The organism is Rhodococcus sp. AZ1 (assembly GCF_054979605.1).
In genome coordinates, this window is the sequence record NZ_JBUEQF010000009.1 from 81101 (window position 1) to 106206 (window position 25106).

The window sequence follows — 25106 nt, forward strand, 5'->3', positions numbered from 1 at the left end:
CGGTCAGATCCGCACTCCCTTGCCGACGGCCACCACGCCGCCGGCGGACACGGCGAAGCGCTCTCGGTCGCGCTCGTGGTCGACCCCGATGATCTCGCCCGGGTTCACCACCACGTTCTTGTCCAGAATCGCGTTGCGCACGACGGCGTTTCGTCCGATTCGGACTCCGGGCATCAGCACGCTCCCCTCGATGGTGGCGCCCGCGTCGATCATCACGTTGGAGCTGAGCACCGAGTTGCGCACGGTGGCACCCGAGATGATCGAGCCCGCGCCCACGATCGACTCCTGCGCCAACCCGCCCTGGACGAACTTCGCCGGCGGCAGATTCTCCGCGGCGCCGCGGATGGGCCACCGCCGGTTGTAGAGGTTGAACACCGGGTGCACCGAGACCAGGTCCATGTGAGCCTCGTAGAACGCGTCGAGCGTCCCCACGTCACGCCAGTAGCCGCGGTCGCGCTCGGTGGCGCCGGGCACCACGTTGTCCTTGAAGTCGTACACCGCCGCCGAGCCGGTGGCCACCAGCGCCGGAATGATGTTGCCGCCCATGTCGTGATCGGAATCGGAGTCCTCGGCGTCGGCACGGATGGCGTCGACGAGGACCTTGGTGGTGAAGACGTAGTTGCCCATGGACGCGAAGGTGGCGTTGTCGTCGTCGGGGGTGCCGGGCGGGTGCGCGGGCTTCTCCAGGAACTGGGTGATGGTGCCCGAGGAGTCGGCGTCGATGCACCCGAAGGCCGACGCCTCGGACCGTGGGACGCGGATACCGGCCACCGTGACCCCGGCCCCGGATTCGATGTGCTGGCGCACCATCTGCTCGGGGTCCATGCGGTAGACGTGGTCCGCGCCGAACACCACGATGTACTCGGGGTCCTCGTCGTAGACGAGGTTGAGGGACTGGTGGATCGCGTCCGCACTGCCGGTGTACCAGCGGGGGCCGAGCCGCTGCTGCGCCGGGACCGGCGTGATGTACTCCCCGCCGAATCCCGACAGCCGCCACGTCTGGGAGATGTGGCGGTCGAGGGAGTGCGACTTGTACTGGGTGAGAACACACAGGCGTAGGTATCCCGCGTTGACGAGGTTGCTGAGCACGAAGTCGATGAGGCGGTACGCACCGCCGAACGGGACCGCCGGTTTCGCCCGGTCGGCGGTCATCGGGTACAGACGTTTGCCCTCGCCGCCGGCGAGCACAATTCCGAGCACATGTGGCTGGGTCCTCACCCGAGCAAACGTAGCCGCTCGCTCGACACCCCCGCCACGTTAACGGCGAATCGAACGCGATCCACGCGCGATCGAGAGCAAGGCGTTACGTTGCTGACATGCGTGTCGCGATGCTCACCAAGGAATACCCGCCGGAGATCTACGGCGGGGCGGGTGTGCACGTACGGGAGCTCGTCGACCATCTGCGCGCGAGCGTCGAGGTCGAGGTGCACTGCACGGGTGCCCCGCGTGAGACGGCGGTGGTGCACTCCCCCGACCCGGCGTTGGCGGGCGCCAACGGTGCTCTGACCACTCTCTCCGCCGAACTGCGCATGGCGGCGGCGGTGGCCGGGGTGGACGTGGTGCACTCGCACACCTGGTACACCGGTCTCGCCGGCCACCTCGCGTCGGCACTGCAGGGTGTGCCGCACGTGCTCACCGCACATTCCCTCGAACCGCGGCGCCCGTGGAAGGCCGAGCAGCTCGGCGGCGGCTACCGCATCTCCTCGTGGTCCGAACGCACGGCGATGGAGAACGCCGACGCCGTGATCGCCGTGAGCGACGGAATGCGCGACGACGTGCTCGCCTGCTACCCGAGCATCGACCCGTCGCGAGTTCATGTGGTGCGCAACGGGATCGACACCCTCACGTGGCACCCCGGTCCTGGTGACGAGTCCCCGTTGACCGCACGCGGCATCGATCCGAGCGCACCGATCGTGGCGTTCGTGGGCCGGATCACCCGCCAGAAGGGCGTGGGACATCTCGTGGCCGCGGCGCACCGATTCGCCCCCGACGTTCAGCTGGTGCTGTGCGCGGGCGCCCCCGACACCCCCGAGATCGCCGCGGACACCGAGCGCGCGGTCGCCGAGCTCGCCCGCGCCCGCGGGAACGTGACCTGGATTCGCGACATGCTGCCCACCGAGCAGGTGCGGGTGATCCTGCGCGCGGCAACGGTGTTCGTGTGTCCCTCGGTGTACGAGCCGCTCGGCATCGTCAACCTCGAGGCCATGGCCTGCGAGAGCGCGGTGGTGGCCTCCGACGTCGGCGGCATACCCGAGGTGGTCGCGGATGGTGAGACCGGAATCCTCGTCCACTACGACGAGGCCGACACCGCGGCCTTCGAGTCCGGCCTCGCCGACGCGGTCAACACCCTCACCGCGGACCGCGCACGGGCAGTGCAGATGGGCCGAGCCGGCCGCGCCCGCGCCGTCGCCGAGTTCTCGTGGGGCTCGATCGCCGAACAGACCGTCGCGGTGTACCGGTCGGCGCAGGGCCGCCGGTAGGTGCATGGCCCACTCGCAGGCTCAGAGCCGCTCGTACACACCGACCACCACCGACACCGTCACCTCCGTCTCGTCGGGAAGAGCGTCGATCGCGCTCTGCCGGGCCGCATTCGCATGACGCGACGACGGGCCCATCGCCACCACGTCGGCCACGGCGGCGCGGCTCATCGTCACGGTGTAGGTGACCGGTAGGCGATCGGTCCGCACGAACGACCCGGCCGTCGACTCCTCGAGGCGTCGACTCTTGTCCGGCTCGACCCCGATCAGCGACAGCGGACCGACCAGCTCGGTGAGGTGGCGTTCGGTGGGGGTCAGCACCACCAACCGACCCTGCGCCGAAAGAACTCGCCGCATCTGGGGGACGTTGCGCGGGGAGAACACCGACAGGACGGTGTCGAGAGCACCGTCGCGAAGGGGCAACGCACGCCACACATCGGCCACCACCGCGATGGCTCGCGGGTGCACCCGGGCGGTGCGGCGGGCAGCGAACTTGGACACGTCGACGCCCACGCCCACCGCGTCGGGCGCAGCCGAGAGGGCAGCAGAAAGGTACTCACCGGTCCCCGATCCGATGTCGGCGATCGCGTGGCAGGGGTGCACCTGCTCGGCCACGGCAGCGATGAGCGGATCGAAGTGTCCGGTGGCGAAGAACCGCACGCGCGCGGCAACCATGTCGGCGGAGTCCCCGGCGACCCCGGTGGCGGACCCGCCCTGCAGGTTCACGTATCCCTGACGTGCGACGTCGAAGGTGTGGCCGCGGTCGCACAGCAACTCCCGGTCGGTGTCGCCGTCGAGTGCGCCGCCGCAGTGCGGGCAGGCGAGGAGAGCGAGCGCAGAGCTCAGCACGGTGTCCTCCATCCCACCGTTTCGCGCCGTGGCCCGGGACGAGAAAACCCCACCTGCCGTGACCGGCGGGTGGGGTGTACTCCTGAGAACGGGTGCGTGGTGTACCGGCTCAGCCGGCCACGCCCTTGAGCTCGTCGCCCAGGGCAGCCGCTTCATCGGGGGTCAGCTCGACCACCAGGCGTCCACCGCCCTCGAGCGGCACCCGCATGACGATCCCTCGTCCCTCCTTGGTGGCCTCGAGAGGACCGTCCCCGGTTCGGGGCTTCATGGCCGCCATTGACTGCTCCCTCCAGAACTGCGCTGCTCCGCGCGTCGTTTCGACGTGACGTCCACGGTGTCGGCATGAAGGCGGCTGCCTTGGTCGAGAGCCGGGAACGTTCTTCCGCCCATTGTTCCCTATACCGGTCCACAACGGGAATCTGACTTGGTGTTCGGGCCGAAACCGGGCACGACGGACGCCTGCGGCACCCAGCAGTCGCGGACGTGATCGTCCACCATCCCGGTGGCCTGCATCAGCGCGTATGCGGTGGTCGGTCCCACGAACCGCAACCCGCGTCGACGCAGTTCGCGTGCCATCGCCGATGATTCGACCGTGCTGGCCTGCAGGTCGGCCTCGGATGCGGGGCGCTCGCGCGCGGCGGCGGGAGCGAACGACCACAGCAGGGTGTCCAGATCGGTGTCGGTGAAGTCGGCGATCGCGCGGGCGTTCGACCGGGTGGCCTCGATCTTGGCCCGGTTGCGCACGATGGACGCGTCGGTGGCCAACCGCTCGAGATCCGCGTCGGTCATCCGGGCCACCGCCTCCACGTCGAAGTTCGCGAACCCGACCCGGAACGCCGGTCGTTTGCGCAGGATCGTGATCCAGGACAGGCCCGACTGGAACGCCTCGAGCGAGATCCTCTCGAAGAGCGCGTCCCGGCCGTGGACCGGTCGGCCCCACTCGGTGTCGTGATACTCGCAGTACAGAGCGTCGATGACCGGGTCGGTGTGACCGGTCGCCCACGAGCACCGCCGTAGACCGTCGGTCGCCCGATCACGCCGTGGACGGTCGCTCACGTGGTCGCGGCCGCGGGGGGCTCGGAGTCCGCCGCCGACTCCAGCTCGACGATTCGCTCGCGCAGGGTGTCGATCTCCCCGGCCAACCGCTCGAGCGACCAGTCGACCTCCCCGGCGTTGTAGCCACGCAGGCACATGCGGAATCGGAGAGCGCGAACATCGCGACCCGTCACATCGGTGGCCGGCAGAACGGTGGCCGTGGTGCCCGGCGGCAGGGCCTCGAGCTCCTCTCCGCGACCGAACACCACCGCGGCCAGCAGGAACAGACCCGTCGCGACGACGGCGACGACGAACACGTACGTCAGGATCGTCAGCATGCCGACAATCCTGCCATCAGAGCGTCAGGGGTCGATCGTCTCAGGGGTTGATCGTCTCAGGCCGGATCGACTCAGGCCGGATCGACTTCATGGGCGGCCGGTCGTCGAGGGAGACCTCGGTGACCGTGGGCACGAAGGTGTCCCCGTCGAGCACGAACTGCGTGAGCCCCGCACCGGAATCCACCACTCCGGCTCGCGAGAGCATGGTGCCCACGATCTGCCGACTCATCGCGCCCAGTTCGACCAGCGGACGGTTGCGGTGCTTGCGAACACCGAGGTTGACCTGGGCGATCGCATCCAGACCCAACGCGTCGTAGGTGTCGATCAGCAGCCCGATCTCCACGCCGTAGCCGGGGGCGAAGGGCACGGAGGTGAGCAGCTCGCGGGTGCCCGCGTATTCGCCTCCGAGCGGTTGCACCACTCCGGAGAGCTCCGGGCGGAGCGCAGCCAGCAGGGGCCTGGCCACCAGTTCTGTGACCCGTCCACCGCCGTGGGCCTCCGACGAGCCGATCAGCGGCCTGCGGTAGTACGCCTTGACCAGGTGCACACCGTCCGCCACCAGCAGCGGCCCGAGAAGCTTCGGAACGAACTGCGGATCGGGGTCGATCAGATCCGAGTCCACGAAGGCGACGATGTCACCGGTGGTGGCGGCCAGCGAGCGCCACAGCACCTCGCCCTTACCGGGCGCCGGCGCCAGCTCGGGAACCGCCTCCTCGCGGGAGACCACCCGCGCTCCGGCCCGGCGGGCCAGCGCAGCGGTGGCGTCGGTCGATCCGGAATCGAGCACGATCAGTTCGTCGACGATGCGCCCGAGAAGCGGGGTGATCGATTCGATGACCGAGGCGACCGTGGCCTCCTCGTTCAGCGCCGGGAGTACCACCGACACCGTGCGCTCACCCTTGGCGGCCTCGAGTTCCTCGAGCGTCCAGGTGGGCTTGTCCCAGACGCGGCGACTCGATTCCATCGGATCGTCGGCCGTGATGTCGATGTGCGCAAGAGTCATGCCAGACCTCGAACCGTGCGGGCCGGAGCCCTGGTGCCGACGATCGCCGCCACCGTGTCGACCACCCGTCTCGTTGCTGCCACCTCATGAACTCGGAACATCCGAGCCCCCCGTGAGGCAGCCAGTGCTGTCGCGGCCAATGTTCCCTCCAACCGTTCGGCGAGCCCTACACCCAGAGTCTCCCCGATGAAGTCCTTGTTGCTCAGCGCCATCAGCACGGGCCATCCGGTGTTTACAAGACTGTCGACGCGACGCAACAGTTCGAGCCCGTGGAAGGTGTTCTTGCCGAAGTCGTGGGTCGGGTCGACGATGATCCCGTCCTCGCGCACCCCGACCTCGCGGGCGTGCTGTGCGGCGCCGGTGACCTCGTCGACCACGTCCGCCACCACGTCGACGTAGCGCACACGGTGCGGACGCGTCCGTGGGACGGCTCCGCCGGTGTGCGAACACACGATGCCCGCGCCCACCTCGGCCGCCACGTGGACCAGATCGGGGTCGGCACCGGACCAGGTGTCGTTGATCAGATCCGCGCCCTCGGCGCACGCACGTCTGGCCACCTCCGCACGCCAGGTGTCGACGCTGATGATCAGGTCGGGGTGGGCGGCGCGGATCGCGGCGACGAACGGCACCACACGCCGCGTCTCCTCCTCGGCGTCGACCGTGGCTCCCGGCCCCGCCTTGACCCCGCCGATGTCCACCAGATCGGCGCCCTCGTCGACAGCCCGCGCCACCGTGGCCATCGCCGCCTCGTCGGTGAAGTTGGCACCGTGATCGTAGAAGGAATCGGGCGTGCGGTTGACGATGGCCATGACCAGCGCGCGATCGGTCGCCACAGGTTTGCCACACAGGGTCTCGAAGCGAGGAACGATCACCGCACCAGTGTGCCCGAAGGCGGGCGAACTAACCCTTGGGGCGCTTGCCGGCCGCAACCTCGTCGATGTAGCCGGCGTAGAACGGCACGTACCCTTCGGCGCGACCCTGCAGGACGTAGAGGTCACCCTCGGCGCTCGTGTCGTACCCCTCGGCCCGCAGCTCGACCTTCTTGCTCTTGAACGTCGAGGTGGCCTCGAGCGACTGCACCACCCGCACGAACAGCGGCACCGCGTACGACGGCAGGCCCGCATAGGCCACCTCCGCCAGTGCGTGCCCGTCGAACTTCTCGCCGTCGAGCAGGGTGACCGCCGCCATGCCGGCCTTGCCGTCGGTGCCGGGGATCGCCACTCCGTACACCGCGGCCTGGGCGATCGAATCGTGGTTGCCGATCGCCCCCTCGACCTGGGTCGTGGCGACGTTCTCGCCCTTCCAGCGGAAGGTGTCGCCGAGACGGTCGACGAACGCCACGTGCAAGAAGCCCTGCTTACGCACCAGGTCGCCCGTGTCGAACCACAGGTCGCCGTCTTCGAATCCGTCCTTGACAAGCTTCTTGTTCGACGCCTCCGGGTCGGTGTAGCCGTCGAACGGGGCGCGGTCGGTGACCTTGGACAGCAGCAGGCCCACGCCACCCTTGCCCACCTTGCGCAGGCGGCCGTCGGGATAGCGCTTGGGGCGGCCGGTGTCCTCGTCGTACTCGACGATCGAGTACGGCAGCGGGCACAGCCCGGCCGTTCGGTCGACGTTGAGCGCGTTGATGAAGGCGATGTTGCACTCGCTGGCCCCGTAGAACTCGGCGACGCGTTCGACGCCGAAACGCTCGGTGAACTCGTGCCAGATCTCCGGACGCAGCCCGTTGCCGACCATCAGTCGCACGTCGTTCTCGCGGTCACGTCCCGTCGGCGGCTGGTTGAGCAGGTAGCGGCAGAGTTCACCGATGTAGGTGAAACCGGTCGCTCGGTTGAGCCGAATGTCGTCCCAGAAGCGCGAGACCGAGAACTGCTTGCCGATGGCGAAGGTTGCCGAGCCGGCCAGCACCGACGACAGCGACACCGTCAACGCGTTGTTGTGATAGAGCGGCAGGCAGCAGTACAGGACGTCCGTCTTGCGCAACCGCACGCCCATGCTCCCCAGGCCCGACATCGACTTCAACCACCGGAAGTGGCTCATCAGGCTGGCCTTGGGCATGCCGGTGGTGCCCGAGGTGAAGATGTAGAAGGCCTTCTCCTTGGCCTGGATCTGCGCTGTGACGGCCGGGTTGGCGGACGACGCGGGTGCCGCCTCGGCGTCGAGCCGGCCGAACTCCAGGACGATCTCCTGCGGCGGCGCCTGGTCCAGGGAGTCCAGGGCCTCGAGGCAGTCCTCGTCCACCACGAGGACCCGGCTGTCGAGGATGCCGAGGCTGTGCGCCAGCACGTCGCCGCGCTGGTTGTAGTTGAGCATGCCCGCGGCGGCTCCGAGCTTGACGGTCGCGAGAGCCACCAGCAGTGTGCGCGGAGAGTTCTTGGCCAGGATCCCCACCACGTCACCGCGGCGCACCCCGCGCGCGGTCAGCACCGCTGCGTATCGGTTGACCTGCTGATTCGCCTCACGATAGGAGATGGAGCTGCCCTCGAACCGAAGGAAATCACGGTCGGGAACGCGGGCGGCGACGCGCTGGAAGAGTTGGCCGATCGACTCCTTGTCGTCGGGCTTGCGCAGGAACCCCGGCACCCCGCGCAGCAGCGCCGGTACCTCGCCGATCATCGCGGGCAACCGCGAGGCGATGTCGAGAACTCCGACGGTGGTGCGAGGCGAGGAGGTCATGTTCGGTGGGGTCCTTCCCGAGGCTGGGGTCGCCCGCTGACGGTACTACGAGAACGCCCTGTCCCTACTCCCGGGTAAGATTCGTCCGCGAGCAGAAGTCGAGGGCGGCACCGACCTCGTCGGTGATCTCGAGCCGATCCAGTGCCCGGCGGCCGACGAACCCGGTGGAGACCAGCGTCTCGAGCCACGTCAGCAGCGGCGCGAAGTGCCCGGCCGGATCGAGCAGCACCACGGGTTTGTCGTGCATACCCAGGTAGCCGGCGGTCCAGGTCTCGAACAGTTCCTCGAGCGTGCCGATCCCGCCCGGCAGGGTGAGAAATGCGTCCGCCCGATCCTCCATCGTCGCCTTGCGAGCGCGCATGGTGTCGGTGACGATCAGCTCGTCGGCCTCGACGTCGGCCACCTCGCGTTCTACGAGCGCGGCGGGGATCACCCCCACCGTGTGCGCACCGGCAGCCCGCGCCGCGGTCGCCACTGCACCCATCATCGAGACGTTGCCGCCGCCGGAGACCAGGGTCCACCCGCGCTGCCCGATCGCGGTACCGACAGCGGCGGCCAGGTCGAGGTAGCGGGCCTCCACCGGTCCCGACGCGCAGTACACGCACACCGCGACACTCATCGGCGCGACTCGAGGATCAATGCCAACGCCTCGTCGACACTGTCGGTGCAGTGCAGCAGCTCGACGTCGGCGGGAGAGATCATCCCTCTCTCGACCAGCGTGGTGCGGATCCAGGTCAGCAGGCCGCCCCAGAACGCGGTCCCGAGCAGGACGATCGGGAATCGGGTGACCTTGTGGGTCTGCACCAGGGTCAACGCTTCGAACAGCTCGTCCAACGTGCCGAACCCGCCGGGCAGGCACACGAAGGCCTGCGAATACTTCACGAACATCGTCTTGCGCACGAAGAAGTAGCGGAAGTTCACGCCCAGATCGACGTACTCGTTGAGGCCCTGCTCGAAGGGCAGCTCGATCCCGAGGCCGATCGAGAGGCCTCCGACATCGGCGGCACCCCGATTCGCCGACTCCATGGCACCGGGTCCGCCACCGGTGATCACCGCGTACCCGGCCGTGGCCAGTGCCCGGCCGAGATCGCGGCCGGTCCGGTAGTCGTCGGAATCGACGACGGTGCGGGCCGAGCCGAACACCGTCACGGCTGCGGGAACCTCGGCCAGGGCACCGAATCCTTCGACGAACTCGCTCTGGATCCGCAGTACCCGCCACGGATCGGTGTGCAACCACTCGTGCGCGTTCTGCGAATCCAGCAGTCGCTGATCGGTGGTGGTGTGCCCTGGTGGGCATCCACGACGATCGACCACCGCGCCGCGGAACACCTCACCCCGGCGAGCAGGTTCACGACGACTGTGCGATTGCTCCGGCATGGCGCTCACAGTAATCCGGGGGTCAGGACAGGTAGCGCCGCAGCACGTCGGTGACGGCGCTGATCTGCCGGACGGGCACCCGCTCGTCGCGAGTGTGCGCGAGGTTCGGATCACCCGGGCCGTAGTTGACGGCCGGGATTCCCAGAGCCGAGAACCGGCTCACATCGGTCCAGCCGTACTTCGCGCGGAACTGTCCATCGGCTGCGGCCACCAGTTCCGCCGCCGCGGGGGTGCCGAGGCCGGGCAGAGCGCCGGGTGAGCCGTCGGTGACCTCGAAACTCAGGTCGAGACCGGCCGTCACCTCGCGGACGTGCGCGGTGGCCTGCTCGAGCGACCGATCGGGGGCGAATCGGAAGTTGACGTCCACCCATGCGTCGTCGGGAACCACGTTGCCGGCGACGCCACCGCTCACCCGAACCGCCTGGAGCCCTTCACGATAGATGCACCCGTCGATCTCGACCGTGCGCGGGACGTAGTCGGCCAGGCGCCCGAAGAGGGGACCGAGTTTGTGAACGGCGTTCTCGCCCAACCAGGATCGAGCCGAGTGAGCACGAATTCCGGACGCGCGCAGGCGAACCCGTAGCGTTCCCTGGCAGCCTGCCTCGATATACCCACCCGAGGGCTCACCGAGGATCGCCACATCGCCGGCCATCCAGTCGGGCAGCTCGGCCTGGATGCGACCGAGGCCGTTGGCGCTCGCGTCGATCTCCTCGCAGTCGTACATGATCACGGTGATCTCCGCCGTCGGGTTCGCGATGGTGGCCGCCAGGTGCAGGAACACCGCGTCCCCGGACTTCATGTCCACGGTGCCGCACCCGTGCAGCACCTCACCCTCGTCGTCGGTGACGGTGCGGCGGCTGGGCACGTTGTCGGCGATCGGGACGGTGTCGAGGTGTCCGGCGAGAATCACCCGACGCCCGAGCCCGCGCCGGGTCCGCGCCAGAACGGCGTTGCCCGACCGAATCACCTCGAATCCGTTGGTCTGGGTCCGCAGGGCGTGCTCGACGGCGTCGGCGAGCGCTGCCTCCTCGCGCGAGACGCTGGGGGTGTCCACCAGCGCGGCGGCGAGATCGATCGGGTCGGCGTGCAGGTCCAGACGAACAGGTGCACTCATGGCTCGAATGGTACGGGCGAGCGCGTCGGCCCGGCCGTTACGATCACTGCCGTGACCACAGGAGCATCGGCAGTCGGACTAGCCCACATCACCACATCCGGAACGGTGCTCGACACCTGGTTCCCCGAACCGGAGCTCGTCGAGACCGCCGAGACCGGCACCGTCCACCTCGAGGGTGCCGATGTTCCGGCGCACCTGGCTCAGCTGATCGGCCACGACGACGCGCGCGATCTCGACATCGTCGCGGTGCGCACCTCCATCGCCTCGCTCGACGCCGCCCCCGTCGACGCTCACGACGCCTACCTGCGCCTGCATCTGCTCAGCCACCGACTCGTCGCCCCGCACGGGGCGAACCTCGACGGGGTCTTCGGCCTGCTCACCAACGTGGTCTGGACCAACTTCGGGCCGGCTTCGGTGGAGGGCTTCGAGGCCACTCGCGCTCGGTTGCGCGCCCGCGGTCACGTCACGGTGTTCGGCGTCGACAAGTTCCCGCGCCTGGTCGACTACGTGGTCCCGAGCGGCGTGCGAATCGGTGATGCGGACCGCGTGCGCCTGGGCGCCCACCTGGCGTCGGGAACGACGGTGATGCACGAAGGATTCGTGAACTTCAACGCCGGCACGCTCGGCAACTCCATGGTGGAGGGCCGCATCTCGGCCGGTGTCGTGGTCGGCGACGGGTCCGATGTCGGCGGAGGCGCCTCGATCATGGGCACGCTCTCGGGCGGCGGCAAGGCGGTGATCTCCGTCGGCGAGCGGTGCCTGCTCGGCGCCAACGCCGGTCTGGGCATCTCCCTCGGTGACGACTGTGTGATCGAGGCCGGCCTCTACGTCACGGCCGGCACCAAGGTCACCGGACCCGATGGCACCACGGTCAAGGCCGCCGAGCTCAGTGGCCGCAGCAACATTCTCTTCCGGCGCAACTCGGTGAGCGGCGCGGTGGAGGTGGTGCCGTGGAAGGGCACGGGAGTCGAACTCAACGCGGCCTTACACGCGAACGACTGATCGCGCGCGGTCGGCGCGGTCCATCGCCATCACCACCACCATGTGCGGGGTGGTCAGGGCCAGCAGAACCAGTAGCGCCGACCCCACCGCCGACCAGGTGTCGGGAGCCGCGTCGACCAGAGCGATCACCACGCCCAGGAACACCAACGCCGCTGCCGTCGGGGCCGCCGCGTCGCGCACGAAGGTACCGGGCCGCAGTTCGACCAGTCGTGCCGTGTGTCGCACCGCGTGCCACCCGCCGAACCAGACGGCGAAGGCGACCAACGGCGGGGCGAACAGCCCCAACAGCGCGATCACCACGACGTCTGCCGCCAGCCCGGCGCTGCCGTGGCGTGCGGCCGTGATCAGCACGGCCACAGCAGCAATGGCCCAGATACACACGGCGCCCGCCCGCACAACAGGATTGGCGAGCAGCTCCGCCAGGTTCGGATCGAGTGATGCCGCCACGCTGCGAATTTGTTCGCCACCGCGAGCGAGGGGCAGGATCAACGCGCCGGTGCCGGCGACCCCGATCGCCAGGGCACGGGCTTGGCCGGGATTCGGCAGGTACAGCGTCCGCGCCGTCTCCACCTCGCCCGCGCCGAAGTGCAGGACGCTGAGCAGGAGAACGGCGACGAGAGCCGGTGCTCCCACGAATTCCAGTGCGGCCCAGGCGATCACAGCTGTTGCAGCGTAGGCGATCGTCACGGTCGCCAGCGACCGTCCGTAGAGCGGGGACGCCACCCGGTGATCGACTGCGCCGTGCGGGATTCCGGCCAGAATTCCTGTCGCGATCAGAGCCGCGTCGACGCCGTCGGACACGCCCAGCGCATGGGCTGCGGTGGACAGTCCGAGTGCGGCGAGAGCGACCCCGCGGGAGACGTGAGCGGCTGCGGACATCATGGCGAGCATTCGGAACATGTGGTCGCTTCAGATTGCGAATACGGCGGGCTCGTCGCCGAACGGTTATAACGATCAGATAAACTAATTTGCATTCTGCTCAGCATTGTCACAATTAGTCGGTCAATCATGCGCAGGACGATTCATGCTGCGCCACAAGCGCAATACTCGCTACTACCGACCTCGATCCGGCCGGCACGAAACGGGTGGGCCAACCACACAGGGCTCCACCCACCACGCCCTTGGAGGTATCTCGTGATTCCCGATTCGCTCACACAGGGTCAGTTCGACACTGTGTACAACGTGTTCTCCCTGGTGATCGCCAGCCAGCTGTTCACGGCGATATTCCTGCTCGTGGCGCAGCCACGAGTGCTGGCCCGGTACCGCCAGGCCCTGATCTTCTCGGCCATCGTGTGTGGCATCGCCGCGTACCACTACTTCCGCATCTTCGACTCCTTCAAGCACGCCTTCACCACGGAAGCTCTCGGCGGCAAGGGCACCTACACCCAGGCACCCGGCGCGTCCTTCAACGAGGGCTACCGGTACGTGGACTGGCTGCTGACGGTGCCGCTGCTGCTCGTCGAACTCATCGTCGTCCTGGCCCTGGCGCGCAAGCTGCAGCGGTCCCTGCTCGTGCGTCTCATCCCGGCCTCCGCCCTGATGATCGCGCTGGGCTACCCGGGCGAGCTCAGCGGTGACACCACAGTGCGCCTGATCTGGGGAACCCTGTCCACCATTCCGTTCCTCTATATCCTGTACGTGCTGTTCGTCGAGCTCACCAAGTCGCTCGATCGTCAGCCGTCGGAGGTGCGCTCGATCGTCTCGCGGATGCGCATCCTGCTGCTGGCCACGTGGGGTGTGTACCCCATCGCGTACCTCATCCCGGTGTTCGGCCTCGACGGTGCCGACGCCTGGGTGGGCAAGCAGGTGGGTTACTCCATCGCGGACATCCTGGCCAAGTGCCTCTACGGTCTGCTGATCTACCGGATCGCCCGACTGAAGTCCTTCGCGGACGATCCGGAGTTCGCGAAGCAGGAAGAGCACGACGAACCGGTCCCTGCCCGGGCCTGATCACCGCGCGCGACCAGGGCGCCCCACGCCGGATCACCAATCCGCCGTGGGGCGCCCTCGTGTGTCCGTAACCTGGTCCGATGACCAGCACTCACCGTGTGTTCAACCAGGTCCCACCACTTCTGAACCACGACGTCGCGGACTGCCCCGTCGTCCTCGAGACCCTCGAACGCGAAGGCGCCGGCCACACCGTTGCCGATCTGCACCGCGTGGGCCGCCTGGCCGGGTCCGCTCAGGCGCACGAGTGGGCCGACCTCGCCGAATCGCATCCTCCGGTGCTCCACACACACGATCGGTACGGCAATCGAATCGACGAGGTGACCTACGACCCGGCCTATCACCAGTTGATGCGTACCGCAGTAGAACTCGGGTTGCATGCCGCCCCGTGGGCCGACCCGTCACCGCACGCGCACCTGATCCGCGCGGCCCGGTCGAGCATCTGGGGCACCGTCGACGCCGGGCACGGATGCCCGATCTCGATGACCTACGCCGTTGTTACGGCGTTGCGGGCCCAGCCCGATCTCGCGGCGCAGTACGAGCCCCTGCTCACCTCTGCCGAGTACGACCCATCGCAGCGACCGGCTCTGTCGAAGACCGGTCTGATCGCCGGGATGTCGATGACGGAGAAGCAGGGCGGCTCCGATGTCCGGGCCAACACCACGACGGCTGCGCCGCAACCCGACGGCACGTACCGGATCACCGGGCACAAATGGTTCACCTCGGCCCCGATGTCGGACATCCTGCTGGTGCTCGCGCAGGCACCCGGTGGGCTCTCGTGCTTCCTGCTCCCCCGTATCCTGCCCGACGGCACCCGCAACTCGATGGCGATCCAACGCCTCAAGGACAAGCTGGGCAACCGCTCCAACGCCAGCGGCGAGGTCGAATACGACAGCGCGACAGCATGGTTGGTGGGCGAAGAAGGGCGGGGGGTGCGCACCATCATCGAGATGGTGAACCTGACGCGCCTGGACTGCACACTCGGATCGGCGACGGGGATGCGCACCGGGACAGCGCACGCGATCCATCACGCCCGCTACCGCAGCGCGTTCGGTCGATCGCTCGTCGACCAGCCGCTGATGCGAAACGTGTTGGCGGACCTGGCAATCGAGGCCGAGGCGTCGACCCTGGTCGGTCTGTGGCTGGCGGCGCTGACCGACCGAGTCGTCGGTGGGGACGAGCAGGCCGCGGCCCTGCGTCGTGTCGGCTTGGCCGTGAGCAAGTACTTCGTGTGCAAGCGCGGTCCCGCGCACGCCGCCGAAGCCCTCGAGTGCCTGGGCGGCAACGGATACGTCGAGCAGTCGCGCATGCCCCGGCTGTATCGGGAGGCTCCGCTGCTGTCGATCTGGGAGGGCTCGGGCAATGTGGCGGCGCTGGACACGTTGCGGGCCATGGCTCGACAGCCGGAGTCGGTGACGGCGTTCTTCGACGAGCTCGACGCCGCAGCGGGTGCCGATGCGCATCTCGATGCGTCCGTCGCCGCGCTGAAGGTGTCGATGGGCAACCTCGACGAGATCGAACACCGGGCGCGCACGGTGGTCGGCACGATGGCGTTGACCCTGCAGGGCGCCCTGCTCGTGCGATACGGGCACCCTGCGGTGTCGGACGCCTTCACCCGCAGCCGACTCGGCGGTGACTGGGGCAACGTCTACGGCACCCTCCCCGTCGGTGTGGACACCGCCGCCATCATCGAACGGGGGGCGCCGAAGGTGTGAGGATGGGTGGGTCCGCGCCGACTCGGTGCAAGCATTCGGAAACCCAAACTTGATCGCACATACGTTCGAATATGTGGTAGGCTGACGCGGTAGGTCCGGGGGCCCGGCTAGATGTCGGGGCGAGACGTGTCGGGGGTGTTCGGTGTCGGGGGTGTTCGGTGACGGGGGTGTTCGGTGACGGGGGTGTTCGGTGACGGGGGTGGCGGAGTCCGTTCGGGCAGCTCTCGGGCCTGTCGACGCCATCACGGGTTTGTCCGCGGGGGCACTGGAGCGGCGGTTGGCAGGCCTCGAGCGAGCCGCCGCCGCGATCGCAGCGCAGCAGATGGCGGTGATCGCCGCACTGCACACGGTCGCCGAGGCCGCTGATGTCGCGCAGGCAGTCGCCGAGCGGGAACGCAGCGACGGAACGCGGGTCCCGACTCGACCGCGCCGCGCTGCCGGGTTGGCCATGGTTGTCGGGCTGGCCTGCAAGGAATCTGCGAGCAGCGGCACGCGAGCGATCACACGCTCACGTCGGGTGATGACCTCGCTCCCGGCGGTGTGGGATCTCCTCGATCGCGGCGTGCTCACCGCAGAGCGGGCACACGTGATCGCCGACGCCAGCGCGGTGCTGAACCCCGATGGGTGCGCGGTCCTCGACGCCCGCATCGCCCAGCGTGTCGACCTCCTGGTCGGCGCGTCCACCAGGCAGATTCGTGAGCTGATGGCCGCGTGGGTCGCCGAGATCGATGCCGACGCGGTCCTGGCTCGACGCGACGCCGCGGTGACGGGTCGACGTGTGACCTCTCGCCCGCTGCCCGACGGCATGGCGCGGCTCTCGATCACTGTTCCCGTGGAGCAGTGCGCGCACATCATGGGATCGCTGAACACGCGTGCCGCGCAGCTCGTCGCCCGCGGTGACGACACCGGCCGCACCCGCGCGCACATCCTCACCGACCTCGCCGTCACCCGCCTGACGGGCCAGTCGATCGCCGCATCGGTGCCCACCACGGTGAACCTGGTGGTCTCCGACCGCACACTCCTGGCCGGCGGGCGCGAGGCGGCTCGACTCGGCGACGGCACCACCATCCCCGCACCTCTGGCGCGCCGGCTCGTCGCCGACAGCCTGCGCACCCACTCGGAGCCCCCGGTCGAGCCGCCACCACCGGTTCCCGTCGTCGCCGACGGCGATCGGCCGATACCCGTTCCCGGCGATTACGGCGCCGCCGCACGCGAGGCCATGCTCGCGGACATTCCGCCGGTCACCGGACGCCGATACCGGCCGCCACCCGGGTCATCGCCACAGCAGGATCCTCCGCAGGTGCGGCCTGCTCTGGACCCGACCGATCCGGACCAACTCACGGAGGTGATCAGCGAGCTCGTCGGTCACCTCGCCGACCTGTCGGCGCGCAACGCAGCTCTGGCGCAGGAGAAGGCCACCACCGCACTGCGCATGGTCTACGCCTGCCCGACCACCGGAGCACTCACCGCCACCCGCTCCCGCACCCGCACGTTCCCCGCCGCCCTGGCGACGCTGATCGATCTGCGTGACGGCGGCGTGTGCCGAACTCCGTACTGCGGCAACCCGATCGCTCACCACGACCACACGGTTCCCCACTCGCGCGGTGGCGCCACCAGCGTCGTCAACAGCGCGGGTCTGTGCGTCACCTGCAACCTCGTCAAGGACGCATCGGGCCTGACACACACCCCCGGCACCAACACCGCCGAACCGCACGCCATCACCATCACCACGCCCGGGCATCGCTACACGAGCACCGCGCCCCCGCTACCCATGCCGATGGGGTCCTGACCACGGCGGGAACATTCACCCTTCCGGCCGCATCCAAGTCCGTGTAAGCCACACAGACCCGCCGGATCAGGCGGACCAACCGACAGGGAACACGCCATGAGCACCAAGAACATCGACTCCGACTCCGACGGTCGCAACGACATCATTCTCGAGGACACCAACGGCGACGGACGCACCGACGTCGAGGGTTTCGACGACGATGGCGATGGCCGCGTCGACGCCGTGGTCGTCGACATCAACGGAGACGGCGTCGGCGACGTGCGGTACACGGACTACAACGGTGACGGCATCGTCGACGACTCCGAGAGCACGTCCATGGACTTGAACTCGATGTCCGACGGCCACACCGGATACGGCAGCCTCACCATCCCGACGGGGGTCCCCGGCGTCAGCGGCACCTCATCGAACTCGAACTCCACCAGCCCTCACTCCACCGACTCGCACTCGACCACCCCGTACTCGACCGACTCGCACTCCCACAGCCACTCCACCGACACCTCGACCGGTGGGTACTACACCGGTGAGGTCGACGGCATGAGTGTGCAGGCTCAGGACACCGACGGCGACGGCAAGGTCGACACGTTCATCTGGGACATGAACAACGACGGCACCACCGACGTCACGAGCATCGACACCAACGGCGACGGGATCATGGACGAGCGCCTCATCGACACCGACGGAGACGGAACCGCCAACATCGAGGTGCGGGACACCGATTTCGACGGGGTATTCGACACCCAGTACACCGATGTCGACGACGACCACGTCTACGACACCACCGGCGCCGTCACCGAGCACATCACCGATCCCCTGGACAACCTCACCGTCGATTCGTCGGAGATGACCTACCACCACGGCTACTGAGCCCGCCCGGTCCGGGGCACCCCGATCAGGAGAGGCGCGTCTTCTGCACCTTCCCCATCGCATTGCGGGGAAGGGCGTCGACGACGCGAATTTCCCTCGGCCTCTTGTGGTTCGAGAGTTCAGCAGCGACGTGAGCGATGAGGTCCTCCTCGCTGACGTCCGTGCCGACCACGAAGGCGACGATGCGTTGGCCGAGATCGCTGTCGGGCAACCCGACGACGGCGACCTCGGACACGCTCGGGTGACCGAGAAGCGAGGTCTCGATCTCGCCCGCACCGATCCGGTAGCCACCGCTCTTGATCAGGTCGGTCGACTCCCTGCCCACGATGGCGTGGAACCCGCCGGCATCGATCCGAGCGACGTCGCCGGTGATGAACCAGCCGTCGTCGGTGAAGGAGTCGGCGGTGGCATCGTCTCTACCGAGGTACCCGTCGAACAGTTGGGCGCCGCGCACCTCGAGGCGGCCGATGCTCTCCCCGTCGTGGGGCACGTCCTCCCCGTCCTCGGTACGCAGGCGAGTGGAGACACCGCGAACGGGGACGCCGACCCAGCCGGGGCGGCGCTCACCTTCGGCGCGGGTGCTGACGGTGATGAGCGTTTCGCTCATGCCGTAGCGCTCGACGGGGGCCAGACCGGTGAGGTCGGCGATCGCATGGAACACCGGTGCAGGCAGGGGCGCGCTCCCGGAGATCAGCAGACGCGCATGGGACAGAGCCCGCGCGGACTCGGGATCGGCGGCGATGCGCGACCACACCGTCGGCACCCCGAAGTACATGGTGCCGCGGGCGCGGGCGTAGTTGGTCGGCGTGGGTGTGACGGTGTGGACCACGGGGCTTCCCACTCTCAGCGGACCGAGCAGACCCAGGATCAGACCGTGCACGTGGAAGAGCGGAAGTCCATGGACCAGAACGTCTCTCGCGGTCCAGGCCCAGGCGTCGATCACCGCGTCGAGGCCGGCGGCCACAGCGCGTCGACTGAGCACCACACCCTTCGGAGGCCCGGTGGTACCGGAGGTGTAGAGGACGAAGGCGGTGGACTCGGGCGCGGGTTCGGGGTAACTGTGCCACGAGCGGGCGTGCAGACGCACCGGCACCACGGGCAACGATCGGTCGTGTTGGGGCGCGACTCCCAACCAGGCCTGCGCTCCGGAGTCGGCGAGGATGTGGTCGAGTTCGGCGCGTCCGCAGTCCGGCGGAACGGGCACCACGGGAACCCCGGCGATCAGGCAGCCCACGATGGCGATGACGGTGCGGGGCGTCGGCTCGGCGAGGACGGCCACGCGGGACGCGCGAGCGATGCGTTCGGCCACCGACGTGGCGGCACCGATGATGTCGCTGCGCGAGAGGCGGGTGGACACCTCGTTCTGACCGAGGAAGGTGACGGCGTTCTCGATGTCGTCCCCGCGGGCGACGGTGTAGGAGTTCAGCGACCGCAGCAGCACCCTGCGATCGTCGCACGGGTCACAGCAGCAGCGCGACCACGGCGGCAACGGCGCCGGTCAGCATCACGACCACGAGTATGGCGGCGACGACGCGAACGCCGGAGCGCGGCTGGGCAACGGTGGCGGGCCACTCGCGGAAAGCCTCCACGTCGACGCCGTCCTGCTCGAAGAAGTGCACCTCACCGGGTGGTTCCCACTCCTGGCCACCGGCACGGATGCGCGACTCGAGCACGGCCAACCGCCCGCGCGCAGCTGGTGGATACGCGGCCGACGGCCCGTGGATGGGCAGCGATCGGGCCAGCACCAGCGGATCGGGGTACGCCGATGCGAGGGCATCGAGAGCAGGTTTGATGTGCGGATCGTCGTCGGGCCGGGCGGTGAGGAACCAGGCCGCACCGGCCGACGGGAGGTCGTCCATGGCCAGGTGCGCGTACGCCAGCATGTCCAGCGCCGCCTGCGACGACGGGTCCTGTTCGAGCAGCGCGGCCAATCGGTTGCGCGCCAGCCACGGCTCGCCCCGCGCGATGTCCTCCTGCGCTCGATCGACCACACTCACGGCAGGGAGTCTAACGAGCGCCGAGCGGGGTGGACGTCACGCAGAGCCGAGCCGGGCGGCGGCCGCCGCAATCCGCTCATCGGTGGCGGTGAGGGCGATGCGCACGTGTTGGGCGCCGGCCGGGCCGTAGAACTCGCCGGGAGCGACCAGGATCCCGCGCTCGGCGAACCAGTCGACCGTGCTCCGGCACGACCGACCGCTGCTCACCCACAGGTAGAGCCCGGCCTCGGAGTGGTCGACGGTGAAGCCGGCCGCGGTCACCGCTGCGTGCAGCACCTCGCGTCGCCGCCGGTAGATCTCACGTTGATCGCGGGCGTGCGCGTCGTCGGTCAGTGCCGCGGTCATGGCGACCTGCACCGGGTAGGGCATCATCATTCCCGCGTGCTTGCGCACCTCGAGCAACTCCGCGATCAGGGCTCGATCGCCGGCCACGAACCCGGCACGGTAGCTGGCGAGATTCGAGGTCTTCGACAGCGAGTGCACGGCCAGCAGCCCGGTCATGTCGCCGTCGCACACCGCGGGATCGAGCACCGAGTATGCGGGCCCGGTCCAACTCAACCCGAGGTAGCACTCGTCCGAGACCACGATGGCACCCCGCTCGCGTGCCCACTCGACCACCTTGCGCAAGTGCGGTACACCCAGAACACGCCCGGTGGGGTTCGACGGTGAGTTCACGAAGATCAGGGCCGGCGACGTCGGTCCCAGCTGAGCCAACCCGTCGGCGCGCGCGATGGTGGCGCCCGCCAGCAGAGCCGCCACCTCGTACGTGGGGTAGGCGAGCTCCGGGATCACCACGGTGTCGCCGGCGCCGAGCCCGAGCAGGAACGGCAGCCAGGCGATGGTCTCCTTGGTGCCGATCGACGGCAGGATCATGGCCTCGTCGAGCCCGACGATGCCGTGTCGCCGTTTCAATGCCGCCGCCGCGGCGGCACGCAACGCCGGTGTCCCCACGGTGGCGGGGTAGCCGGGCACATCGGAGGCCGCCGCGAGAGCATCGCGAATCACCGGAGCGACGGGATCGACGGGTGTTCCCACCGACAGGTCGACCAACCCGTCCGGATGCGCCGAGGCGGTCTTCTTGGCGCCTGCGAGCGAGTCCCACGGAAAATCCGGAAGCCCGGACGCGCGCGGCACACGCAGGCTCATGTCGGTGCCGTCAGTTCTCGGCCATGGGCGGCAGCGCCTTGATGAACGCCGGATCGTGCTCGGTGCGCCCGACCTTGGCGGCGCCACCGGGAGAGCCGAGTTCGTCGAAGAAATCGACGTTGGCGCTGACGTACGCCGACCACTGATCGGGAACGTCGTCCTCGTAGAAGATGGCCTCGACCGGGCACACCGGTTCGCAGGCACCGCAGTCCACGCACTCGTCGGGGTGGATGTAGAGCATCCGAGCGCCCTCGTAGATGCAGTCGACCGGGCACTCCTCGATGCACGCCTTGTCGAGAACGTCGACGCAGGGCTCTGCGATGGTGTAGGTCACTGCGGGTCTCCTTACCCTTTCCGAGCGTTGACGAAGGTGGTTCGCCGGGGTGTCGACGTGCGGGCGAGGCCCTGGCCCTCGATCCATCGCCGACCGAGCTTGGCCGCCCTCTCGAGGGCGTCACGCTCACCGAAGTACCCGGCGATCGCCCCGACCACGGGAAGATTACCGAGCCACCGGTAGAGCGTGCGGCTGCGGGGTCGCTTGACCAGTTCGTCGGCCACCGCGCGCAGGATCCTGGTCACCGACCACAGCGTCGAGAGCACCCAGAACGGTGATCGCGCCGAACGCGGGGCCACCTCGGTCGATGCGCCGTCCTCGAGCGATTTCTCCACGGCCTGCTCGGCCGTTCGCGGCGAGAGCTGCCGATTGCACAGCACCGACGCGAGCAGCCGGACGTGGTCGTCGCGCTCGGTGACCCCGTACACGCGCGCGACCGCGACGAGGACGATGGCCTGGTTCGCGAATCCGAGAAGATCACCCACCGGAAGACGACGGGCGAGCACCCCGAACATGCCGGGGAACGCCACGGCGATGGTGGTGATGCCGCCGACGCGCTTGACCCACCAGGACACCCGCTGATCGACGGTGAGTTGCTCCCACGCATGGGTTCCCGGGCTCTCCACCGCGTCGAACACCGATGCGAGCATGTCGCGGGCCCTGTCCGTCGCGGCATCGCGCGCACGGTCGGCGAGCGAGGAGTCGACACTCGCGAGACGGTGGGTTCGCTCCTTGAGCCCCAGCGGATCACTCTCGGCGAGCACCTCGATCATCGGGGTGATCACCCTCACGGCAGCGGTCAGCACAGCGGCGACGGCGTCGTCGCCCAGATAGTCCTTGCTCACGCAGCACTGTTCCTCTCGGTGTAGGCGGTACTGCGCTGGACGGCGCGCCGCCCGATGCCGGCCGCAATGTCCACGAGTTCGGCGACGGTCTTCTCCGAGCCGTGCTGTGAACCGGCCATGCGCGAGATGGTCTCCTCCATCAACGTACCGCCGAGATCGTTCGCTCCCCCGGTCAACATCACGCGTGTACCCGTGATTCCGAGTTTGACCCAGGAGGTCTGAATGTTCGGGATTCGACCGTGCAGCATGATCCGGGCCAGGGCGTGGACGGCCCGGTTGTCGCGCTGAGTCGGCCCCGGCCGGGCCGCACCGGCGAGGTACAGCGGCGAACTCTGATGCACGAACGGCAGCGGCACGAACTCGGTGAATCCCCCGGTGCGGTCCTGGATGCCCTTGAGCACGTTCAGATGTGACACCCAGTGCGACGGGTTGTCGACGTGGCCGTACATCATGGTCGAGCTCGATCGCAGGCCCACCTCGTGAGCGGTGGTCACCACGTCCACCCAGGTGGCCGTGGGCAACTTGCCCTTGGTCAGCACCCAGCGCACCTCGTCGTCGAGGATCTCCGCGGCGGTGCCGGGGATGGTGTCCAGACCTGCCTCGCGCAGAGCGGTGAGCCAGTCGCGCACACTCTGGCCTCCGCGGGACGCACCGTTGACGATCTCCATCGGGGAGAACGCGTGCACGTGCATCGACGGCACCCGAGCCTTGACCGCACGCACCAGGTCCGCGTACCCGGTGACCGGCAACTCCGGATCGATCCCGCCCTGCATGCACACCTCGGTCGCGCCGAGAACGTGCGCCTCCCACGCGCGGTCGGCAACCTCGGTGGTCGAGAGCGAGAAGGCATCGGCGTCGCCCTTGCGCTGGGCGAACGCGCAGAATCGGCATCCCGTGTAGCAGATGTTCGTGAAGTTGATGTTCCTGTTGATCACGTACGTCACATCGTCGCCGACGACGTCTCGACGCAGCTGGTCGGCGAATGCGGCGACGGCGTCGAGCGCGGGCCCGTCGGCCGTCGCGAGGGCGAGGTAGTCCTCGTCGGAGAGACCGCCGGGGTCTGCTTCGGCGCGGCGCAGGGCCGCGGCGACGTCCCGATCGACCGGGGTGAGCGTCGAGAGAGCGGCAACCTGCTCGCGCACCGAATCCCAGTCACCGAACGCCGACGCGATGTCCGAGCGGGTGTCGGTGTTGCGCCCAGCGGTGTCGATCTCGGTGTTCAGGTCGACCCGGCCGGTGGACTGCCACACCTCGTCGGGTTCCTGCCACGGCAACCCGGTCGCCACCACGTCGGCCCGCGCGAGCCCGGTCGCCGGATCGGCGAGCGCCGCCACGTGCGCGGCGATTCGAGGATCGATCCACGGGGACCCGGCCAGAACGTACTTCGGTTGCGCGGCAATACGTTCGACGAGTGTGAAGCCCGCATCGGCCGAGATGGCCGCGAGCGAATCGAGGTTCGGCCAGGGGCGTTCGGGGTTCACGTGATCGGGCGTCAGAGGCGACACCCCACCCCAGTCGTCCACCCCGGATGCCAGGAGCGCGGCGCACTCGTCGGCGGCGACGAGGTTCGGCGGTGCCTGCACACGCATCGCCGGCCCGAGAAGCAGGCGGGCAACGGCGATCGTGGCGCGGAACTCCTCGAGACCGGCGTCGGGCACCGACCGCATGGCGGTATCGGACTTGGCCAGGAAGTTCTGCACGATCACCTCCTGCACGTGCCCGAACGCGCGGTGGACCGAGCGGATCGCCATGATCGACTCCGCCCGCTCGCGCAGGCTCTCCCCGATGCCGACCAGAATGCCCGTGGTGAAGGGAATCGACAGGCGGCCGGCGTCGGTGAGCGCGCGCAGCCGCACGGCAGGGTCCTTGTCCGGACTGCCGTAGTGCGCCCGGCCCTTCTCCTCGAACAGCCGACGCGAGGTGGTCTCGAGCATCATCCCCATCGACGGTGCCACCGGCTGCAGGCGAGAGAGTTCCTCCCAACTCATCACTCCGGGGTTCAGGTGCGGCAGCAGTCCGGTCTCCTCGAGGATCCGGATGGACATCGCGCGCACGTAGTCGAGCGTGGAGTCGTACCCCCGCGAGTCCAACCACTCGGCGGCCTCGGGCCAGCGGTCCTCCGGACGATCACCGAGGGTCAGCAGGGCCTCCTTGCACCCCAGTTCGGCGCCGCGCCGAGCGATGTCGAGAATCTCGTCGGGCTCGAGGAACATGCCGTGACCGGCGGCGCGCAACTTGCCGGGCACCGTGACGAACGTGCAGTAGTGACAGCTGTCGCGGCACAGACGGGTGACCGGGACGAACACCTTGCGCGAGTAGGTCACCGTGTTCGGTCGTCCCTCGGCGAGCAGGCCCGCGTCGCGTACCCGGGCTGCGCTCGCGCACAGATCGTCCAGGGCCGGCCCGCGCGCGTGCAGAAGTACCGTCGCCTCGTCCACGTTGAGCGCCACACCGTCGCGTGCGCGACGCAGGGCACGCCGCAGTGCGGACTCGGACGGTGGCGCGGAATCGGACGGTGCGGGCTTGGCTGGAAGAGCAGGGTCGGGCAGCAATGTCACAGGTCGATCATGCGCCGTCGCCCGCACCCCCTGCCACCCG

General features: G+C 68.7%; 24 protein-coding genes. 6 read left to right on the forward strand and 18 right to left on the reverse strand.

What is annotated here, in order from left to right; translation table 11 throughout:
- Positions 1-3: 3 nt before the first annotated feature.
- Positions 4-1218 carry a glucose-1-phosphate adenylyltransferase gene (glgC, locus tag ACY48E_RS12680; RefSeq protein WP_462872555.1) on the reverse strand — a complete coding sequence of 405 codons (1215 nt, stop codon included), beginning with the start codon at positions 1216-1218 and terminating at the stop codon, positions 4-6.
- Positions 1219-1316: 98 nt separating this feature from the next.
- On the opposite strand from glgC, the gene glgA reads away from it, so the two are divergent.
- Positions 1317-2480: a glycogen synthase gene (gene glgA / locus ACY48E_RS12685; protein ID WP_462872557.1), complete on the forward strand. Its 1164-nt coding sequence runs from the start codon at positions 1317-1319 to the stop codon at positions 2478-2480.
- Between the two features lie 21 nt (positions 2481-2501).
- On the opposite strand, the gene ACY48E_RS12690 is transcribed toward glgA, so the two are convergent.
- The 10 genes from ACY48E_RS12690 to dapE form a co-directional block, all read right to left on the reverse strand.
- Entirely contained in the window at positions 2502-3326 is an 825-nt protein-coding gene (locus ACY48E_RS12690; RefSeq protein WP_462872558.1) for a putative RNA methyltransferase, read from the reverse strand.
- 109 nt (positions 3327-3435) lie between these two features.
- Entirely contained in the window at positions 3436-3603 is a 168-nt protein-coding gene (locus ACY48E_RS12695) for a DUF3117 domain-containing protein (RefSeq protein ID WP_462872559.1), read from the reverse strand.
- A gap of 119 nt (positions 3604-3722) precedes the next feature.
- The gene (locus ACY48E_RS12700; RefSeq protein WP_462872560.1) at positions 3723-4382 is read right to left on the reverse strand and encodes a DNA-3-methyladenine glycosylase I; all 660 of its coding nucleotides are present in this window, start codon (positions 4380-4382) and stop codon (positions 3723-3725) included.
- On the reverse strand, positions 4379-4699 hold the full coding sequence (locus ACY48E_RS12705; RefSeq protein WP_462872561.1) for a DivIVA domain-containing protein: 321 nt from the start codon (positions 4697-4699) through the stop codon (positions 4379-4381). The genes ACY48E_RS12700 and ACY48E_RS12705 overlap by 4 nt, the downstream gene beginning before the upstream one ends.
- A 40-nt stretch (positions 4700-4739) precedes the next feature.
- A complete protein-coding gene (locus ACY48E_RS12710) occupies positions 4740-5663 on the reverse strand; it encodes a glucosyl-3-phosphoglycerate synthase (RefSeq protein WP_462872644.1) in 924 nt (307 codons plus the stop codon).
- A 35-nt stretch (positions 5664-5698) separates the two neighbouring features.
- Entirely contained in the window at positions 5699-6511 is an 813-nt protein-coding gene (folP, locus tag ACY48E_RS12715) for a dihydropteroate synthase (RefSeq protein WP_462872645.1), read from the reverse strand.
- 91 nt (positions 6512-6602) lie between these two features.
- Positions 6603-8378 carry a long-chain-acyl-CoA synthetase gene (locus ACY48E_RS12720; protein WP_462872562.1) on the reverse strand — a complete coding sequence of 592 codons (1776 nt, stop codon included), beginning with the start codon at positions 8376-8378 and terminating at the stop codon, positions 6603-6605.
- A 64-nt stretch (positions 8379-8442) separates the two neighbouring features.
- Positions 8443-8997 carry an LOG family protein gene (locus ACY48E_RS12725; protein WP_462872564.1) on the reverse strand — a complete coding sequence of 185 codons (555 nt, stop codon included), beginning with the start codon at positions 8995-8997 and terminating at the stop codon, positions 8443-8445.
- Positions 8994-9755, reverse strand: coding sequence for an LOG family protein (locus ACY48E_RS12730; protein WP_462872565.1), 762 nt, complete (start codon positions 9753-9755; stop codon positions 8994-8996). Before ACY48E_RS12730 ends, ACY48E_RS12725 begins: the two co-directional genes overlap by 4 nt.
- 22 nt (positions 9756-9777) lie before the next feature.
- Complete coding sequence (gene dapE, locus ACY48E_RS12735) at positions 9778-10869, reverse strand: succinyl-diaminopimelate desuccinylase (RefSeq protein WP_462872566.1); 1092 nt, start codon at positions 10867-10869, stop codon at positions 9778-9780.
- Between the two features lie 51 nt (positions 10870-10920).
- Here dapE and dapD point away from each other — a divergent pair, with 51 nt between their 5' ends.
- Positions 10921-11871, forward strand: coding sequence for a 2,3,4,5-tetrahydropyridine-2,6-dicarboxylate N-succinyltransferase (dapD, locus tag ACY48E_RS12740; protein ID WP_462872567.1), 951 nt, complete (start codon positions 10921-10923; stop codon positions 11869-11871).
- On the opposite strand, the gene ACY48E_RS12745 is transcribed toward dapD, so the two are convergent.
- The gene (locus ACY48E_RS12745; protein WP_462872568.1) at positions 11854-12750 is read right to left on the reverse strand and encodes a beta-carotene 15,15'-dioxygenase, Brp/Blh family; all 897 of its coding nucleotides are present in this window, start codon (positions 12748-12750) and stop codon (positions 11854-11856) included. The genes dapD and ACY48E_RS12745 overlap by 18 nt on opposite strands.
- Before the next feature lie 255 nt (positions 12751-13005).
- Between ACY48E_RS12745 and ACY48E_RS12750 the strand changes: the two genes are divergently transcribed.
- From ACY48E_RS12750 to ACY48E_RS12765, 4 genes are all read left to right on the forward strand, one after another.
- Positions 13006-13821, forward strand: a complete 816-nt coding sequence (locus ACY48E_RS12750) for a bacteriorhodopsin-like (protein ID WP_462872569.1) — start codon at positions 13006-13008, stop codon at positions 13819-13821.
- An 80-nt stretch (positions 13822-13901) separates the two neighbouring features.
- A complete protein-coding gene (locus tag ACY48E_RS12755) occupies positions 13902-15533 on the forward strand; it encodes an acyl-CoA dehydrogenase family protein (RefSeq protein ID WP_462872570.1) in 1632 nt (543 codons plus the stop codon).
- Between the two features lie 190 nt (positions 15534-15723).
- Positions 15724-17322, forward strand: a complete 1599-nt coding sequence (locus tag ACY48E_RS12760; protein WP_462872571.1) for an HNH endonuclease — start codon at positions 15724-15726, stop codon at positions 17320-17322.
- A 96-nt stretch (positions 17323-17418) separates the two neighbouring features.
- Entirely contained in the window at positions 17419-18186 is a 768-nt protein-coding gene (locus ACY48E_RS12765; protein ID WP_462872572.1) for a hypothetical protein, read from the forward strand.
- Between the two features lie 25 nt (positions 18187-18211).
- Here ACY48E_RS12765 and ACY48E_RS12770 read toward each other — a convergent pair whose 3' ends face one another.
- The 6 genes from ACY48E_RS12770 to ACY48E_RS12795 are packed head-to-tail and all read right to left on the reverse strand — an operon-like array spanning position 18212 to position 25066.
- Complete coding sequence (locus tag ACY48E_RS12770) at positions 18212-19627, reverse strand: acyl-CoA synthetase (protein WP_462872573.1); 1416 nt, start codon at positions 19625-19627, stop codon at positions 18212-18214.
- Between the two features lie 19 nt (positions 19628-19646).
- On the reverse strand, positions 19647-20183 hold the full coding sequence (locus ACY48E_RS12775) for a DUF6584 family protein (protein WP_462872574.1): 537 nt from the start codon (positions 20181-20183) through the stop codon (positions 19647-19649).
- A gap of 36 nt (positions 20184-20219) precedes the next feature.
- Complete coding sequence (gene dapC / locus ACY48E_RS12780) at positions 20220-21329, reverse strand: succinyldiaminopimelate transaminase (protein WP_462872575.1); 1110 nt, start codon at positions 21327-21329, stop codon at positions 20220-20222.
- A gap of 10 nt (positions 21330-21339) precedes the next feature.
- Complete coding sequence (fdxA, locus tag ACY48E_RS12785) at positions 21340-21663, reverse strand: ferredoxin (protein WP_462872576.1); 324 nt, start codon at positions 21661-21663, stop codon at positions 21340-21342.
- Positions 21664-21674: 11 nt separating this feature from the next.
- Positions 21675-22508 (reverse strand): hypothetical protein, encoded by an 834-nt coding sequence (locus ACY48E_RS12790; RefSeq protein ID WP_462872577.1) that lies wholly within the window; start codon positions 22506-22508, stop codon positions 21675-21677.
- A complete protein-coding gene (locus ACY48E_RS12795; protein WP_462872578.1) occupies positions 22505-25066 on the reverse strand; it encodes a bifunctional FO biosynthesis protein CofGH in 2562 nt (853 codons plus the stop codon). The genes ACY48E_RS12790 and ACY48E_RS12795 overlap by 4 nt, the downstream gene beginning before the upstream one ends.
- Positions 25067-25106 lie beyond the last annotated feature (40 nt).

What these genes read in the sequence shown, in the direction of transcription:
- ACY48E_RS12745 (WP_462872568.1), bottom strand. Translation starts at nt 12,750, where the DNA reads ATGTCCGCAGCCGCTCACGTCTCCCGCGGGGTCGCTCTCGCCGCACTC.
- ACY48E_RS12710 (WP_462872644.1), bottom strand. Translation starts at nt 5,663, where the DNA reads ATGGAATCGAGTCGCCGCGTCTGGGACAAGCCCACCTGGACGCTCGAG.
- ACY48E_RS12755 (WP_462872570.1), top strand. Translation starts at nt 13,902, where the DNA reads ATGACCAGCACTCACCGTGTGTTCAACCAGGTCCCACCACTTCTGAAC.
- dapC (WP_462872575.1), bottom strand. Translation starts at nt 21,329, where the DNA reads ATGAGCCTGCGTGTGCCGCGCGCGTCCGGGCTTCCGGATTTTCCGTGG.
- glgA (WP_462872557.1), top strand. Translation starts at nt 1,317, where the DNA reads ATGCGTGTCGCGATGCTCACCAAGGAATACCCGCCGGAGATCTACGGC.
- dapE (WP_462872566.1), bottom strand. Translation starts at nt 10,869, where the DNA reads ATGAGTGCACCTGTTCGTCTGGACCTGCACGCCGACCCGATCGATCTC.
- ACY48E_RS12725 (WP_462872564.1), bottom strand. Translation starts at nt 8,997, where the DNA reads ATGAGTGTCGCGGTGTGCGTGTACTGCGCGTCGGGACCGGTGGAGGCC.
- folP (WP_462872645.1), bottom strand. Translation starts at nt 6,511, where the DNA reads ATGGCCATCGTCAACCGCACGCCCGATTCCTTCTACGATCACGGTGCC.
- ACY48E_RS12720 (WP_462872562.1), bottom strand. Translation starts at nt 8,378, where the DNA reads ATGACCTCCTCGCCTCGCACCACCGTCGGAGTTCTCGACATCGCCTCG.
- ACY48E_RS12705 (WP_462872561.1), bottom strand. Translation starts at nt 4,699, where the DNA reads ATGCTGACGATCCTGACGTACGTGTTCGTCGTCGCCGTCGTCGCGACG.
- ACY48E_RS12765 (WP_462872572.1), top strand. Translation starts at nt 17,419, where the DNA reads ATGAGCACCAAGAACATCGACTCCGACTCCGACGGTCGCAACGACATC.
- ACY48E_RS12730 (WP_462872565.1), bottom strand. Translation starts at nt 9,755, where the DNA reads ATGCCGGAGCAATCGCACAGTCGTCGTGAACCTGCTCGCCGGGGTGAG.
- ACY48E_RS12695 (WP_462872559.1), bottom strand. Translation starts at nt 3,603, where the DNA reads ATGGCGGCCATGAAGCCCCGAACCGGGGACGGTCCTCTCGAGGCCACC.